Annotated in this window: 19 protein-coding genes; 8 read left to right on the top strand and 11 right to left on the bottom strand. The window is 59.0% G+C overall.

Features of this window, described 5'->3' with window-relative positions; genetic code table 11:
• The first annotated feature begins 1 nt into the window (after position 1).
• The 8 genes from sctJ to HBO10_RS27360 all read left to right on the top strand — a co-directional run bounded on the left by sctJ (position 2) and on the right by HBO10_RS27360 (position 5,351).
• The gene (gene sctJ / locus HBO10_RS27395) at positions 2–790 is read left to right on the top strand and encodes a type III secretion inner membrane ring lipoprotein SctJ (protein WP_034128087.1); all 789 of its coding nucleotides are present in this window, start codon (positions 2–4) and stop codon (positions 788–790) included.
• Entirely contained in the window at positions 783–1,325 is a 543-nt protein-coding gene (locus tag HBO10_RS27390) for a hypothetical protein (RefSeq protein ID WP_034128088.1), read from the top strand. Before sctJ ends, HBO10_RS27390 begins: the two co-directional genes overlap by 8 nt.
• A gap of 24 nt (positions 1,326–1,349) precedes the next feature.
• Positions 1,350–1,922, top strand: coding sequence for a type III secretion system stator protein SctL (gene sctL / locus HBO10_RS27385; protein ID WP_034128089.1), 573 nt, complete (start codon positions 1,350–1,352; stop codon positions 1,920–1,922).
• 104 nt (positions 1,923–2,026) lie between these two features.
• Positions 2,027–2,245, top strand: coding sequence for a hypothetical protein (locus tag HBO10_RS27380; protein WP_034128090.1), 219 nt, complete (start codon positions 2,027–2,029; stop codon positions 2,243–2,245).
• 1 nt (position 2,246) lies between these two features.
• The gene (locus tag HBO10_RS27375) at positions 2,247–2,636 is read left to right on the top strand and encodes a type III secretion system chaperone (protein WP_034128091.1); all 390 of its coding nucleotides are present in this window, start codon (positions 2,247–2,249) and stop codon (positions 2,634–2,636) included.
• Between the two features lie 14 nt (positions 2,637–2,650).
• Entirely contained in the window at positions 2,651–4,789 is a 2,139-nt protein-coding gene (gene sctC / locus HBO10_RS27370) for a type III secretion system outer membrane ring subunit SctC (protein WP_034128092.1), read from the top strand.
• Complete coding sequence (hrpT, locus tag HBO10_RS27365; RefSeq protein WP_034128093.1) at positions 4,786–4,989, top strand: HrpT family type III secretion system protein; 204 nt, start codon at positions 4,786–4,788, stop codon at positions 4,987–4,989. The genes sctC and hrpT overlap by 4 nt, the downstream gene beginning before the upstream one ends.
• Positions 4,986–5,351 carry a hypothetical protein gene (locus HBO10_RS27360; protein ID WP_034128094.1) on the top strand — a complete coding sequence of 122 codons (366 nt, stop codon included), beginning with the start codon at positions 4,986–4,988 and terminating at the stop codon, positions 5,349–5,351. Before hrpT ends, HBO10_RS27360 begins: the two co-directional genes overlap by 4 nt.
• Here HBO10_RS27360 and sctU read toward each other — a convergent pair whose 3' ends face one another.
• Genes sctU through HBO10_RS27305 form a run of 11 tightly spaced genes read right to left on the bottom strand, consistent with a single transcriptional unit; the run spans position 5,352 to position 15,494 of the window.
• A complete protein-coding gene (gene sctU, locus HBO10_RS27355; RefSeq protein ID WP_034128095.1) occupies positions 5,352–6,449 on the bottom strand; it encodes a type III secretion system export apparatus subunit SctU in 1,098 nt (365 codons plus the stop codon).
• Positions 6,446–7,234, bottom strand: coding sequence for a type III secretion system export apparatus subunit SctT (gene sctT, locus HBO10_RS27350; protein WP_034128096.1), 789 nt, complete (start codon positions 7,232–7,234; stop codon positions 6,446–6,448). Before sctT ends, sctU begins: the two co-directional genes overlap by 4 nt.
• A 9-nt stretch (positions 7,235–7,243) precedes the next feature.
• Positions 7,244–7,507, bottom strand: a complete 264-nt coding sequence (gene sctS, locus HBO10_RS27345) for a type III secretion system export apparatus subunit SctS (protein WP_034128097.1) — start codon at positions 7,505–7,507, stop codon at positions 7,244–7,246.
• A gap of 7 nt (positions 7,508–7,514) precedes the next feature.
• Positions 7,515–8,171 carry a type III secretion system export apparatus subunit SctR gene (gene sctR, locus HBO10_RS27340; RefSeq protein WP_034128098.1) on the bottom strand — a complete coding sequence of 219 codons (657 nt, stop codon included), beginning with the start codon at positions 8,169–8,171 and terminating at the stop codon, positions 7,515–7,517.
• Entirely contained in the window at positions 8,168–9,181 is a 1,014-nt protein-coding gene (locus HBO10_RS27335) for a FliM/FliN family flagellar motor switch protein (RefSeq protein WP_034128099.1), read from the bottom strand. Before HBO10_RS27335 ends, sctR begins: the two co-directional genes overlap by 4 nt.
• A 2-nt stretch (positions 9,182–9,183) precedes the next feature.
• Positions 9,184–9,639, bottom strand: a complete 456-nt coding sequence (locus HBO10_RS27330) for a type III secretion system HrpP C-terminal domain-containing protein (protein WP_034128100.1) — start codon at positions 9,637–9,639, stop codon at positions 9,184–9,186.
• The gene (locus tag HBO10_RS27325) at positions 9,636–10,064 is read right to left on the bottom strand and encodes a YscO family type III secretion system apparatus protein (protein ID WP_034128101.1); all 429 of its coding nucleotides are present in this window, start codon (positions 10,062–10,064) and stop codon (positions 9,636–9,638) included. The genes HBO10_RS27330 and HBO10_RS27325 overlap by 4 nt, the downstream gene beginning before the upstream one ends.
• Positions 10,051–11,409, bottom strand: a complete 1,359-nt coding sequence (locus HBO10_RS27320) for a FliI/YscN family ATPase (RefSeq protein WP_034128102.1) — start codon at positions 11,407–11,409, stop codon at positions 10,051–10,053. Before HBO10_RS27320 ends, HBO10_RS27325 begins: the two co-directional genes overlap by 14 nt.
• On the bottom strand, positions 11,406–12,311 hold the full coding sequence (locus HBO10_RS27315) for an FHA domain-containing protein (RefSeq protein WP_034128103.1): 906 nt from the start codon (positions 12,309–12,311) through the stop codon (positions 11,406–11,408). Before HBO10_RS27315 ends, HBO10_RS27320 begins: the two co-directional genes overlap by 4 nt.
• 37 nt (positions 12,312–12,348) lie before the next feature.
• Positions 12,349–14,442 (bottom strand): type III secretion system export apparatus subunit SctV, encoded by a 2,094-nt coding sequence (gene sctV / locus HBO10_RS27310; protein ID WP_034128104.1) that lies wholly within the window; start codon positions 14,440–14,442, stop codon positions 12,349–12,351.
• A complete protein-coding gene (locus tag HBO10_RS27305; RefSeq protein ID WP_034128105.1) occupies positions 14,439–15,494 on the bottom strand; it encodes a TyeA family type III secretion system gatekeeper subunit in 1,056 nt (351 codons plus the stop codon). Before HBO10_RS27305 ends, sctV begins: the two co-directional genes overlap by 4 nt.
• Positions 15,495–15,677: the final 183 nt, after the last annotated feature.

Below are 15,677 nucleotides of genomic sequence, written 5' to 3'. Positions count from 1 at the left end.
AATGACTCGTTTTCTATCCGTCGGATTAGTTTTCTCGCTGGCGCTGATGCTGGGCGGCTGCGGCGAAAGTGTCGAACTGCATCGCCAACTCTCCGAGCAGGATGCCAATGAGGTCATCGCGGAACTGGCTGACAAACACATACGCGCACAAAAAGTGCCTGCCAAGGACGGCGTCGTGGTGCGTGTCAATGCAGCCGATATCAGCCGCGCCGTTCGCACGCTGGAAGCGGTCGGATTGCCCAAGGTCGCCCGTGCCACGATGGGGGACACCTTCCGCAAGGAGGGCGTCATCTCTACGCCACTGGAAGAGCGTGCCCGGTATATCTATGCCCTGTCCCAGGAGTTGGAGGCGACCCTGTCAAAAATCGATGGGGTCATCGTCGCTCGTGTGCACGTGGTGCTGCCCGAACGCGTGGCTCCCGGTGAGCCCGTCCAACCCGCCTCCGCCTCAGTGTTCATCAAACATGACCCACGACTGGAGCCCGACAGCATCCGCGCGCGCGTACGCAGGATGGTATCCAGTAGTATTCCTGGCATGACCACTGCACTGGATAACGCGCAGAAGCTCACGGTGGTTTTTGTACCGGCAACGGCTTACCAGGAACAACAACGCCTGAGCTACTTCGGTCCGTTCCTGATCCCCGAGGAAGACATCGGTTTTTGGCGTACCGCTATGAGCGCTCTGGTTATCGGCGCGATACTGACACTGGCCTTGGCGCTGTTCTGGCGCATACGAAGCCAACGATCCAGGCAGGAACCTGTCGCCCCAGCGCCTCTAGCGAATGAGTGATCATCTGGCCTGGGCCCAATGGTGGGCCAGTCCGTGGCAGTTTTCGCACCCGGACGCGACCAGCGCTCACGCCTACCACGCAGTACCCGCCTTGTGCCGCAGCCAACCCGCGCTGGCGTGCGCAGCGTTGGGCATCGAGCCATGCCTGCCTCCCCCTCCCTGTGCAACGGTGCTTGGTTTGGCCCTGGCTTCACGGGAGCAGTTCGATCTAGCGATAGCACTGCTGGAGCTTACGTGCCACCCCAACCTCGACAGCCCCTTGTGCGATGAACACCGCAAGTGGTGTGAGCGCCTTGCCAAGGCGCTACACCCTGACGCCCTGTTGCAGCCGGAGGATGATCCAATGCAATTGCTGAGGGCCTGGGTCGAGCCTGCTGTCTGGCAACGCCTTCGTCTGCGCTTGCCGCCTGACCGGGTGCAGGCACTTGAAACCACACACCTGCCATTTGACGATGCGCATGGCCGGCTCAATACGCTGTGGCAGGCGATTGTCTGGCGTATCGACGCAACGGGTAGTGAAACAACTCGTCGTTAACGGCAACACACCAGAGCATTGTCTATGTTGACCCAACGCAAAATCGAATTGCACGACGGCGCTTCCGGGCAGCCAAAAGTACTGATTACCCGGGAGATGCTCGCCGATTGCTTTCAGTCCGCGCAGTTGCTAGATAGCGCACGGGCACAAGCTGAAGAGCTGCTGCGCCAGGCGGTTGAGCATCGTGAAGAAATGCTTGAGCAGGCCCGCCTCGACTTCTGGTCACGCGCCCACGCGCAACTCAGTGCGTGGGAGCGCCAACGCAAGGCGATGTGTGACAACCTCGAACACTACGCAACATCCATCGCCAACCGAGCCTTCCACTGCCTGTTGGAGGAAGTGCCTCCCCCAAAGCGCCTTTCGGCATTGGTCAAACAGTTGGTAACGACGCAAATTCCACCTATGAAGGCCACCTTGGTTTGCAACCCGCTCGAACATGAGCAGATAGCCCAAGCCTTGGTCCAGCTGGGCTCTACACCTTGGAAGCTTCGCCCCGATGACCAGGTCAAACCTCAATCGCTGCTACTGGAAACAGATGAAGGCGATTTTCGGATCGACTGGGCCTCGATGCGAGAAATATTGTTTACAAACGTGTAGGGACATAGCGGTAGAGGCAGGCGATATCTTTAAAAAAATTTCTTCCGATGGAACTGGTGGCAAACAACCCGCCACACAGTTCAGACACATCTGGAGTAAAAATCATGGACTTTCACGGAAACCTGAAAAACCATCTATTGAGGCAAGTTCAGGCTGATATCAAGCGGGTGAATACGGCCTATAAAGATCCGGAAGCGCTCGATGCAGATATCGATTACTTCAGCAACCTCATGAAACAACAGAAGCTCTCTGTCATCGCCTTCAACGAACACACGCGCTCCAGACATACACTGCTCAAAACAGCGCTGGATGGCGTGCAATAAGTTGCAAGCACTCCTTGCCGGTTGGCTGAATGGCCACGAAGAGCAGCTCACCTTGTTTGAGAGCGACGACGAAATCATCTTTCAACGCGTTTCGAACAGACTGCTGGTAAAGGTCCAGTTGACCCAGGCGGGTGACCACAAAGCCCAGTTGCGCACCTGGATGCGCTTGGGAGGCCCTAGCCTGAGCTATTTTCACGGTGCAGTTGCATTGGCGCCGACCACCGGTGCGCTTTGGCTTATTCAATGCGTGGAGAGGGGGCACGGCGAAGCGCTGGCGAAGTGTCTCGAGTCCCTCCTCAACCAACGCGACACCTGGCGCGCCGTCGTCGCGCGCCAGGCGCGGCCTGTACGCACATTCATATCCACGTCGCTGCGCTCGACACCGTACTAACCAGAGACTTTCCCATGCCTGATAAAAACGACAAGCACAAACGCTTGCGCCCTCACGTACCTGCTTTTACTCCCCGCGCCGCCTGGTGTTGGCTCATTATGCTGCCTGGGTGGCTGCTACCACTGGATAGCGCGCTGGCCGCTATACCTCCTGAGTGGAAGAACACGGCCTACGCATATGAAGCCCAGCACAAGCCAGTGCGCGAAGTGCTGGAGGATTTTGCCCAGACATTTGGTACTCAGCTCCAGGTCGAGGGCCTGCTCGAAGGTAACGTCAACGGCAAGATACGCGCAAATACGCCGCAATCATTGCTCGACCGGTTGGGGGTCGAACACCGTTTCCAATGGTATATGTATAACAACACCCTCTATATCAGCACCCTGGACCAGCAAGAATCCGCGCGCCTGGAAGTCTCCTCCGAGACCATCGCGGACCTCAAACAAGCGCTGACCGATATAGGCTTGCTCGACAGTCGTTTCGGCTGGGGCGAGTTGCCGGAAGACGGTGTTGTGCTGGTCTCCGGCCCGAAGGTTTATATCGAACAGATCAAGCGCTTCAGCAGCCAGCGCCGTTCTACGGATGAAAAACAGAGCGTGCTGAGCTATCCACTGAAATTCGCCAGCGCGGCGGATCGCCAAATGGAATACCGCAACGAAAAAATCATCATCCCCGGTGTAGCCACCATGCTAAGAGGGCTTCTGGAACCGCGCTCACCCTCATCGTCTTCGGCGCAGTCTCAACGCTCCATCACCCCGCCCCCGTTCATCACTCCGGTGGTGCCACGCTTGAGCAACCCGTTGCTGGGGCAAATGCTCGGCTCCACGCCGACAACCGGGTTGAACGACTCGACCGATACGGGCATGTCAATCACCCGGCGGTCCCCCCTCAGCCCTGCCCGTATCCGCGTCGAAGCCGACTTGCGCAATAACGCCATCCTGATTTATGACGTGCCGGAACGGCAGGCAATGTATCGCGAACTGATCACCCAGCTCGACGTGGCACGCAAACTGGTGGAAATCGATGCCATCATCCTCGACATCGAGCGCACGCAACTGCGCGAATTCGGGGTGAGATGGGGCTTTCAGAACAGTCGCTTCAGTGGCGCAGCCAACATGATTTCCGGCAACGCTCAACTGACAATTGAAAACCGCGGTCGTTTCGACGCGGAGATACGCGCGCTGGAAGCCAAGGGCCTGGCAACCATGGTGTCCAATCCGTCAGTCCTGACACTGGAAAACCAGCCAGCGGTAATTGATTTCAACCGGACCCAATACCTGACTCGCGGTCGGCAGAACGCTACGATTTTACCGATCACCGTGGGTACCAGCTTCCAGGTCGTGCCCCGCGTCATCACGAGCCGTGGTGGCCATCAGATTCAGCTGTTGGTAGATATCGAGGACGGTAACTTCGAAGAGGCCAACCCTACTCCCGGCAGCTTCGATGTACGCCGAGGCAAAGTCAGCACCCAAGCCATCATGGCCGAAAAACGTTCGCTCGTGGTCGGTGGTTTCCATGTCACCGAAAGCACCGACAAGCACAGCAAAGTACCCCTGCTGGGGGATATTCCGCTGTTGGGCAAGGCGTTGTTTTCCTCCACTGAACGACAGAACAATCGGCGCGAACGTCTATTTATCCTCACGCCACGCGTTATCGGCGACCAGACCGACCCGTCACGCTACCTGCCCCAGGCAGACCAGGTCGAATTGCAAGCCGCTCTCACCCCCCTGGCCAGGCGCTACGACCCTCACCAGCCAGTGATCAAGCGCAGCGACATTATCAGTACCCTGGCGCACCTGGTCACCGGGCAAGTGCCCAAAGCCTTCAAGGTAGCGCCGATGCCCCTGGGGCTGAACACCTTGTGCAGTACCCGCAACTTGCTGGCGCTGAACACCGAGCGCAGCCAGTGGTACGCCGGCCCGCAGTACAACGTAGCCGTGGTGGTGCTGCGCAACCAGTTCAATCGCAATGTGCGCATCGACGAAAAGGAATGCAGTACTTCGCAAACCCTGGCCGTGAGTGTCTGGCCCCGCGCCTGGCTCAAGCCGGGCGAGGAAGCAGAAGTGTTTATCGCCATGCGCCCGGTGGTCAAGGATGAACACATCAGCGTGCCCCGTCCCTCCCTGATCACTCCAACTCAAAAGGCCAAGCCATGAAACATCGCTCGCTGTACATCACCCTGATCGGCGCGGCGCTGCTCGTCGCCGGTTGTACGCCCACCTGCAAGGGCGACTCCTGCTCACGTCCGCAATCGTCCAAGGACAAGCTGGTGATTTGGTGGCCCTCACAAACGCGCGTCGAACCCGGCCCTGCCGGAGAGCGTCCGGACTATCAGACGGTGTCGCTGGAACGATGAGCGCCCAGGGAACCCCGGCCGATGAACGCCAGGTCTTCCTCGACAGCCTGGTGGGCGGCTCTGCCGCCCACCTGACGCTTGGCCCGGGGGTAACAGCCAGCAACATGCAAGCCGGAACCCGTCAGGGTCTGGCCCTGCACGTGGCTCGCGAGGCGCTGCAAGCTTCACAATTGCAGAACGCGCTGGAGCGGCGTTTCGAGCAGGCTGTGGCATTCGATGGCTGCTTTATCTACATTGACGCACAGGACGCGCTGGTGATCTGGCATGCACTGCCCCCACAGCCCAACCTGCTCGACAGGCTCCTCAGCCGAATGTTGTCGTTGGCCAACCTTGAAACCCTGGATGCGCGTACCCGGCGCTGATCAACGCAGATCAAGCTCCGGCAATTCCAGGGTTTCACGCTTGGCCTCATCATCAAGCTCGCGCAGGGTGCGGTAGATCAATGCCACGGCCTGTAGGGTTTCACGAGGAATTGTCGCCCCCAGCTTGTTCGTATACAGCGTACGGGCCAGCCACACGCACTGGATCACCGGTACATCAGCCGCTTTGGCGCGAGCGATCAACGCACGGGCGTCATCATCAGTCCCTTTGCTCACCAGCAGGGGCAGCGGCGTTTTGCCGGGGCGGTAATACAAGGCCACGGCAAAGTGCGTCGGGTTGACCACCAGCATATCGGACTCCTCCAGCTTGGGCAGCTTGACCTTCGGCTCCTCCTGGGCCAATTGCTGCGCCAGGGCGCGGCGCTGCCCCTTCACGTGGGGATCGCCCTCCATGTCCTTGTACTCTTTCATGACCTCGACCTGGGTCATGCGCATGCGCTTGGCAAAGAAGTATTTCTGCATCGCCAGGTCGATAAGCGCCAGCACCAGCAATAACCCGAGACAGGCATGCAGCAGATAGCGGAACAGGGCGATCAATCCCAGGAGGTAGCTTTGCAGATCGCTGGTGGCCATATTGATCAACGCCCCCAGGGAAGGCCAGATCACCACGTACAGGATCAGGCCCAGCAGTGTTGCCTTGACGATGCTCATCAACAGGTTCATTACCGACTGGGCAGAAAACATTTGCTTGAGTTGGCTGAGCGGGTTGAGACGATTGAAGTCGAGCTTCAAGGCGTCCGGCGCGAACAGAATCCCGAACTGCATCCAACTGCTGACCAGCTTCGTGATAATCGCCACCGCGGCCATCAACAGGGCGAAGGAGAAAAACAACATCAAACCTTCGACCATCACTTCTTCCAGCGCCTGCGGGAAAGGCAAGGACAGACGCGTGATCGGCAGCAGCATCAACTGCTGGAAACGTTGCAGGCTGCTCTCGGCGGTGAACAAGGCGATTTCGCTGATGGCTGTCAGCACCAGTAGCTTACCCACATCCTGGCTTTGGGCGACTTGGCCTTTCTTACGCTGATCACGCAGCTTCTTGGCTGATGCGGGGTGCTTCTTTTCCCCCGAATCACTCATGACAGCGAGACCTTGAAAAACACGCCCAGGGAGTGCTTGAGGTCTTTAAGCAAGCCCATGCGCCCGACGATCAGGTCCTGCAGCAACGCAAAATACAACAACAGCACACCGATACCCGCCAGGCTCTTGAGGGGCGGCGCCAGCGTACTCACTTGCAATTGCTGACTGTAGACCCCCAGCAGCGCGATGCCGAACTCCAGCAACAGCAGCACTGCAATAAAGGGGGCAGCGTAGAGCATCATGTGCGTGAAGGTATCGCCAAGCAGGCCGACAAATACATCGAACCCATCGGCAGCGGGCAGTGGAAACCACACCGTCGGTGGCCAGAGCAGATAGCTGTCCCAGATCACCTGCGTCAACGCCCCGAGGCCCATACTGGCCATCAGCAAAAAAATCGCCAATTGTTTGAACAGATGCCCGGCCGGCGTCGCGTCTGGCCCAAGCGAGGGGTTGAGCTGACCACCGGCCAAAGCGCCCCGCTGGTTATCCAACAACGCCCCGACCGACTCGAACAGCCAGAACGGCATCGACAGCAACACACCCAGCAATAACCCCAGGGCCAACTCTTTGAGGACCAGCCCTCCGAGCATCAGCGCCGAGTGTTCCTGGCCCTCCAGCATGACATGAATGGCAGGTGCAGGCAGCAGTGCCATGACCACCACAATGGTATGCCGCAGCATGCCGCGTATATGTTGAAAACAGAATGCCGCCACGAGGAAAGCGCAGGGGTAGATACGCGCCATGGCGACCAGCAGGGTGGGCAAATACTCAAGATATAACAGCACAGGCAGACCTCAGTGCAGGGCCGATCGACCGATCATGTCAAAGGTCAAGTTCATCAACTGGATCAACTCCACACCGATCCAGCGACCGGTCATGATCAGGGTGATCCCCACTGCCACCAGCTTGATACCGAAGGGCAACGTCTGGTCCTGGACCTGCATCAGCGCCTGCACCAGGGAGGTCATGACCCCCACCACCACCGCCACGATCAGCGGCGGCGCCGTCAGCATGACTACCAGCAACATGCCCTGCTTGAACAGTACGATGGGTTCCATAGGTCACTCAGAGATAGGAAAAGAACAGGCTGTCGAGCAACCGCGACCACCCGGAGACCATCACGAACAAGAGCAATTTGAGCGGCAGGGAAATGGTCATGGGCGAGACCATTTGCATACCCAAAGCCAAGAGGAGATTGGAAACGATCAGGTCAATCACGATGAAAGGGATATAGATCAGGAAGCCGATTTCGAACCCCGCCTGCAACTGTGACAGCACAAAGGCCGGCGCCAGCAGGATCAGGTCCTCACGTTGGACCTCCTGCGCCATCTGCGCCGGCCACATGCGCATGGCATTTTCCAACAGGTGGGTAAGAATATCCGGGTCACTGTTGCGCAGCATGAAGGTGCGCAATGGTTTGATCGCCTCCATTCCCGTCTGTTGGAGTGCGCCTACGCTGGTCAGGTCCAGGGGCGACACCTTGACGATCTCGGCCATCTCATAGCCTACAGGCGCCATGATGAACAGGGTTGCCGCCAGGGCAATACCATTGATGGCCATGCCCGGAGGCACCTGCTGCACACCGATGGCATTGCGGGTGATCATCAGCACAATCACGATCTTCAGGAACGCCGTGCAGACGACCAACAGCATGGGCATCAACGACAGTGCCCCAAGAAATATTGCCAGGACGACCGGATCTATTCCCTGGAAACTATTCATCGAGAAAAGATCACGCGAGACATCTGCAGCCCCAGTCGCCCGTCCACTTCAACCAACTGGCCCAGGCCGAGGGGGCGGTCGCCGTAATAGAGACCGGCAGTGCCGGGGGCATAGCCGGCAACCCCCAACACCGCGCCGGGCGCAAGGTTGCGTAATTCGCCGAGGGTCAGGTTCAGCGTACCGCACCGTACATTGAGCGCCATGCTCAGCTCGTCGAATGGTTCATGCCCGAACACATCCATCACCGCTGTTTCATCCTCATGCTCTGAGTAGGGCTGTGTTGCAAAATCCTCATCCACAAACATATCCTCGATAGAAGTAAGGGTCAGGCGCATCGGCCCGGATTCAGCGTCGATCCAGCCCACCAGGCGCTGTTTGCCAACCTGCACGTGGCCGGTTCCCGACGCACTGAAAAAGGCTCGCTCAAGCACCAGCACGTCACCAGTCCGCAAGCCGCGCAGCTGGTGCATGGACAACCGCAGGTGCCCAAGCGTTACGTCAACCGCCAGCCGAAACTGCGCCGGCATCGGCTCAGCCCTGGATCGCCACGGCCCCGCCTTGCATAGCGCCAGAAAGCTCTCGACAGACAGCCACAGATAGCCCGCCACGCGAGAGGCCCCAAGCGTCACGCAGAGTCGACAACCAAAGTTCATGGGGCGAGCGCCTGGCAGCAAACGCAGGTACCCAAACAACGCCTGCACCTGAGGGCTTAGATGATGCTGGAACAACTCCCAGAACCAGGCGTCCGGATCATTCCCGGCCTGCTCGAGCGTCACGGGGCATTCACCCATCAAGCTGAACTGTGGTCCTGGCTCACTGAAGGCCAAGACGCCACAGGCGGTTTCGAAGCAGAGCGGCTGGATGCCCACAGGAGCAGTACCAGGCTCCATTCTCAACTCGCCACTCGACCCAGCGACCTCGAACGGCATACACAACCCTTGCCCCAAGCGCTGCCGGGCAACCGCAATATCGGTTTTGAATCTGGGAAGTATCAAAGGTGGCAGCATCATGCCTACGTCGATTTTGCCAGATACAAACTGACAGGCTGGCGCAGGCTCTGCGCCAACCGTTGCTCACATTGTTGGCGTACACCACTGAGCCAGTGCACCGTATTGTCTTGCTCTGCATGCAGCTCGACATTCCAGCCCCCCTGCTCCCGACGGATACTGGCGTTGATCCGCCCCAGGCGGCCCAGGTGAAAAACAGCCATCAACGGCCATTGCGAACCAACGAGCATTCGCGGCGCCAACTGCTCGGTCAGTGCCCCGATCATGGCGACATCGCCCGAGGCTTTGATTCCGTTCAGAGACGCTCCATACCCCCCGCTTTCCTGGCCACCATCGTCAAACAACCGGGCGAACAATCGCCCTTGCTCCCAAGGCACCAGGGTACCGAATTCAGGTGCACGATCATCGCGAGACTCTCGTGGACGCTGACGTTCGGGCGGACTAACTGAAACCTGTTTCATATCGGCTCCTGCCTCAGTAACTCAGATAACTCTTGTATTTTTTCTACCTGGCGCAAGCACAAGGTGACGTGTTTCTGCGCCTGGCCGACCCGTGCAGCCCGCTCTTGCTGCTGCTCTTGGAGTTGCAACAATTGGCCTTCTTCACGCCGGGTACCCGCCGATAATTGCCGCTCCTTGGCACTCCAGTTTTTCAGCGCCTTGAACGTCACCACCTGCCCCTGGTGCTGACTCAACAGCTGCGCGCATTGCCGGGCCTCTTCCAGGCGGGTTTGCTCGAGGACTTCCTGCGCCTCCCGGATATGCGCGACCAGCGCTTGCTGCGCCCTTTTTGCCTCACGCAGCGCACGCTCGGCGCGGTCTGCACGGTGTCGGCGCAAACGTCGCAGGGTATCGATTTCAGCCGGTAACACTTCAGAATGGGACATGGGCGGTCAGCTCAGCCAATTGGTCCATGGTGGCGGCAAGCGGCGAAGGTTCGCGCAAGTCCTGGCGCAGAAAGCCATCTACCGCCTGCCGACTGTCAACAGCCAGGTCGGTGAGTGCATCGTTGCCGGGCTGATACTCCCCCAACTTGAGCATCAGCTCGATCTGCTGGTAAGCCGACAGCAAGCGTCGTAGCGCCGTGCCGGCACGGATATGCACGGGCTCGGCAACATTGCTTAGAATCCGCGAAAGGCTGGCCAGGACATCGACCGCCGGGTAATGGCCGCGCTCGGCCAGCTTGCGCGACAGGACGATATGACCGTCGAGCAGAGAGCGCACCTCATCCGCTACCGGATCGTTCATGGAGTCCTGTTCGATCAACACTGTATAGATGGCCGTGATCACGCCTTCACGGGTCAAGCCGGCACGCTCCACCAGACGTGGCAGCAAACTGTAGACCGACGGCGGCAGACCACCGCGCCCCAAGGGTTCACCGGCAGCCAGGCCGATTTCACGTTGGGCCCTGGCAAAACGGGTCAGAGAGTCGATCAGCAACAGCACCCGCTGGCCCTTGCGCCGGAAACCTTCGGCCAGCGCAGTTGCCGTGAAAGCGGCACGCGCGCGCTCCATGCTTGAGCGGTCGGAGGTTGCACACACCAACACGGCCTTGGCACGCAACTGCTCATCCAGTTCATGATCGAGAAACTCGCGCAGTTCCCGGCCCCGCTCCCCGATGAGACCGAATACGATCACATCGCACTCCACGTTACGGGCGATTTCGGCCAACAAGGTGGTCTTGCCACAACCGGCTCCGGCAAACAGCCCGACACGCTGGCCCTCCCCCAGGGTCATCAGGCCATCAATCGAGCGCACCCCCGTAGCCAGTGCGCGGTTGATCCGCGGCCGTTCGGTAGGAAGAGGCGCCTCGCATAACACTGTGGTCGCCCCAGGGGTGTCCGCTTCCACGAACGCGCTCACACCATCGCCCGCAATCGGGCGGCCAAAACCATCCAGCACCTGCCCCAACAACTCATCACCGACCCGGACCTGATGCGGAACCCCCAACCGCTCGACGCTGGCGCCTACACGTACGCCTTCAAGGTTGCCCAGGGCACTGAGCACCGCATCGCGCTGATCGAACCCGATGATCTCGGCGAGCATGTAGTCGCCCGGCCCTTTTTCGACTTTGCATAGGTCACCAATACGTGCCTGCGGCAACCGGCACTGCAGCAGCATGCCGTTCACGCGCTGGATACGACCGAGCATTGTCACCGGCGCGAAACTGCTCAACGCCTGTGACTGGTTCAGTTGCCAGGCCTCCAGACGCTCCTGCAGCGACCCCTTCACCAGCCCACCTCATAGCGTTGCTCGCCGTCAAAAACCACTTTGCTGTTATCGATCAAAACCAGGCGCAGGCCATCCACTTCATCACCCACGAATAAGCGGCTTCCTTCCTCCAGCACCACGTGGCCATTCGGGCCACCCACTATCTGCGAGATCTTGAACGGTAACCTGCCTTCGCGTACCCGTACGCGACTGAGCACCGGCACCACAGTGTCGAATTGCTCGGCAAAACGGTCGAGCATGCGCGCAATCAGTTCCACTTCATCCTGGGAAACAACACCATTGAGGGCAATCTGACCATTGACGATCTGCAAGCTGACGCGCTGGAGCAATTCACGTTCGTTGAGCATCTTCATGAGTTGCTGACGCACCTCAGCGGGTGAGTCCAACCCGGGTTTCTGAATGACCGCCGGCATCAGCGATGCCTGGGCCTCACGCTCACCGCTGAAGATAATGCCGACCGCAGCGATGATCACGGCGCATAGCAGAACCAGGCTGACCAAGCGTTTTTGCTGCAACAAGGGAATGGAAGACAGCGTCAGCGGCAATGGCGCCTGGGGCAAGGGCTCCGTTGCCGGCCGGGGCGGTTTGAGCACCGATGCCTGCCGCCAAGGATGATCGGCAGGGCAGACACACAAGCTGACGGGGCCAATCATAAACGGCGTGTTGAGTGCCAGATCGCCGATCTGCGCCAACATTTGCCCATCGCCGTTTTTCAGCAGCCCCGCTTCAGCCTGCACCGACCAGCGCCCTTCGAGCAATAGCAGGCGCGCGTGGTGCTCGGCGATACCGGGATCATCCAGCAAGAGATCAGCGTCCGCGTTGGCGCCAAGGCTCCACTGCTCACCAAACAGAGGCAGCGCGGCCCCTTGATGCAAACCATCCAACACTCGGAGTTCGAACATCAGTACGCCCCCCCGTACTCTGCAAGTAGCGCTGTGTTCATGCCAATGTCCCGTGCATCAACTCATCCTGGCCAAGGTCAAAACGCCCCAGCACCTTGACCTTGGAAGTGCTCCCCAGCTCGGCGAAAGACAACACCGGCACATGGTTGAACTCCTCAAGCAACAAGGTGCGCAAGGGGCTGCGCAAATCCTGCGCCACCAACAACACACTTTTTATTTTTGCCCGTGCGCTGAAGGCCTGGTTGAGCAGGTTGACCAGCGCAGCGCTATTGTCGCCGTCGAGTGCAAAGAACACCCCGGTCTGGGTCTGGCGCAGCGCCTCGCGCAGGATGTTTTCGGTATGCGGTGACAACAGCCAGGCATGCAGCCCATCGGCCTCGCTGTACTGGTGGTAGATCTGCGACTTGAGGGCAATGCGCGCATAGTCAGCCAGTGCTTCCGGCTCGCGTTCGTGCTGGCCATATTCGATCAGCGATTCGACAATCAACCTCACGGCCCGCAGCGGAACCCCTTCGCTGGCCAGGCGTTGCAGCACCGCCGAAAAGCGCGAGATCGGCATGATGCGTTGCAGTTCCTGCACCAGCTCGGGTTGGTTGTTCTCAAGCCAACTGAGGATCGACTTGCTCTCTTGAATCCCCAGGAACTGCGGCCCGCTGAGCATCATCGCCTTCTTCATGCGGTCGACGATCAGGCTCGTCGCCGTGAAGCGCTCCAACTGCGCGTCATTGAGCAGTGGGTCGTCGGGTGGCAGCCAGAGCCAATCCTGTTCATTGCGCTCGGCCAATCCCGGTACGCCATGCTCAGGCTCAACCGTCAGGGCGCTGCGCTCCACGGCAACGCGCTGGACCACCGACGCCTTGACCATGGGTACCTCATGGACGCAGAAGCGCATTTCATCATCGTCCAGCGAGTCATCGATCTCGACCTCAAACGGCGGCAACGTCAGGCCAATGTTGGCAACCAGGGAATTTCGAACCTGACGGATTCCGTGAATAAGATCGGTCACCTCAGGCGTACCGCGCAAAGCCGAGGGAAACTGCAGCAGATAAGGCCGGGACGGATCAAACCCGCGCAGATCCTCTTTGCCATTTTCTTCAGGCCGCACGGCTTCGACGGCTTCGGCTTCTGGCTGCGCTTCACGTCGGCGCCGACGGTCGAGGTAATAACCCAAGGCGCCGGTCATCATCGCCAGCAGAATAAACACCAGGGTCGGCATGCCAGGCACGATCGCAAACACCAGCATGGCCACCGAGGCGATCATCCAGCTCTTGGGCTCACTGGTCATCTGGCGTGCGATCTCGGCGCCCATGTTCGTGATGCCCTTGCGCCCTTCCGGCGCCACGCGGGTAATGATCATGCCGGCGGTGAGAGAGATCAACAGCGCCGGTATCTGCGCAATCAGACCATCGCCAATCGTCAGCACCGAATACAGCGCCATTGAATCGGCGGCGCTCAAGCCGTGCTGGAACATACCTGTGGAGAAGCCGCCCAACAGGTTGACCACAACGATGATCAACCCCGCGATGGCATCCCCCTTGACGAATTTCATGGCACCATCCATGGCCCCGAACAGCTGACTCTCGCGGGACAACTGCTCACGCTTGTCCCGCGCTTGCACGCCGTCAATCAAGCCGGCACGCAAGTCACTGTCGATGGACATCTGCTTGCCCGGCATTGCGTCCAGGCTGAAGCGCGCCGCCACTTCGGCAACCCGCTCAGAGCCCTTGGTGATCACCAGAAAGTTGACCAGGGTCAGGATCAGAAAGATCACCATCCCAACAGCCAGGTTGCCGCCCACTACGAAATTACCGAAGGCCTCAACGATATCGCCGGCGTCCTGTTCGAGCAGGATCAAGCGCGTCGTTGCGATCGACAACGCCAGGCGGAACATGGTGGTCAGCAACAAAATCGACGGGAAGGAAGAGAACGCCAAAGGCCCGGGCAAGTAAAGCGCCAGCATGATCAGCAGGCAGGCAATACAGATATTCAGCGCAATCAGAATGTCCACCAGCCAGGTAGGCAGCGGCACGATGAAAATGAACACAATGGCCATGATCACCACGGCGCCCAAGACCTCGGCACGCTGCGCCACCTTGAGCAGTACACCGTTGAGGGTGGACAGCACGCTCACGCCAGGATAGTCGAATTAGGAAAACCAGGGCGTATGCCTTCGAGGCGGGCAAGCTCGTCCATCACCAGCAGGAAATTGTGCAGCGCCTCTTGGCGTGATTTGCTATCCGGCCACAAGGCCTCGGGCAACTTTTGAAACAGCTTATAAAGCGCATTGAGAGACACGAGTTTTGATGTGCTGCCCCCCATATCTTCAGCCAGGCGCATGACTTCATTTGTCACGATGCCGGTGTCTGCATAACCCAGCATGCGTCGCAGCAGGCTTACCGCATGCATTTCGATCGCAAGGTTCTGAATCAGCTCACGACAGCTGCATAACACCCCGCTCAATGCGCCGCATTTGCCCAGTCCCGTCAGCAAGGTGCGCAACATTGCCGTAGGGACCGAGGACACATGGGCGGCAATGTCGGCCGTCAGGGCGCTGGACATCATTTTCAACCCATGTGCAAAACGGTCGTCACTGTAGATGCCGAGCAGCGCGTGCATCATGGTCGCCAGGGATTGCCGTGTCACCACACTGGCGTAATAGAGCGCGCGCAGCGCCTGGAGCTCTTCTGGATCGCCACTCTTCTTATGCAAGGCCATGGCAATATTCAGGCCCGCCTGGATCTCCCCTTTGAAGCGGATCTCCAACTTGGCAATTGCATCCCGCGCCAGGTCGGCTTCGGAGTTGCGCACGTCGGCCTCGGCCTGCCCGCACACCGCCTTGAGTACCACGAAGGTGCGTGCCGGATCACCGCCAGTGAGCCCCAGCAATGTATCGATGCTGGGTTGCGTGAGTAATTTCTGCCTGATTCGACGTACTACCGCGGCAAAGCTTTCCTGGGCCGGATGCCCCAACTGCTCATAGAGCTGCGCGAGCACCTGGACAGGAGGCACACGCACGTCAATTACGCGCTTATCCAACGTACGACTGCTGGATTCCACCTCCTGACTGAAGTGCAGAGAAAGATCATCGACACCTTGGCCTGGCTCAGGCTTGGCGGCCGGGCTAGCGGTGGGGAGTTCCACTCGCGGGGTCATTGGCACTTCGTTGGTAGATTCGACTTTCATGGGCAGGCCAGTACAGGAAGAGAGTGTCCATATGTGGTCAGGCCCGCCCAGATGGTTCCACTGAAACTCACTCATCCAACAAGATGAAAAAACCTGCACAGGTCCCTGGTGCCTTTTGCAAATTACTGCACAAAAACACCGCGACCATAACGTATTTATTTATATAAATCATATAGTTACACA

Source organism: Pseudomonas sp. WS 5503 (assembly GCF_012985385.1).
GTDB lineage: Bacteria > Pseudomonadota > Gammaproteobacteria > Pseudomonadales > Pseudomonadaceae > Aquipseudomonas > Aquipseudomonas paracarnis.
The sequence above is the reverse complement of the archived record's forward strand: the minus strand, read 5'-3'. Positions and strand labels throughout refer to the sequence as shown.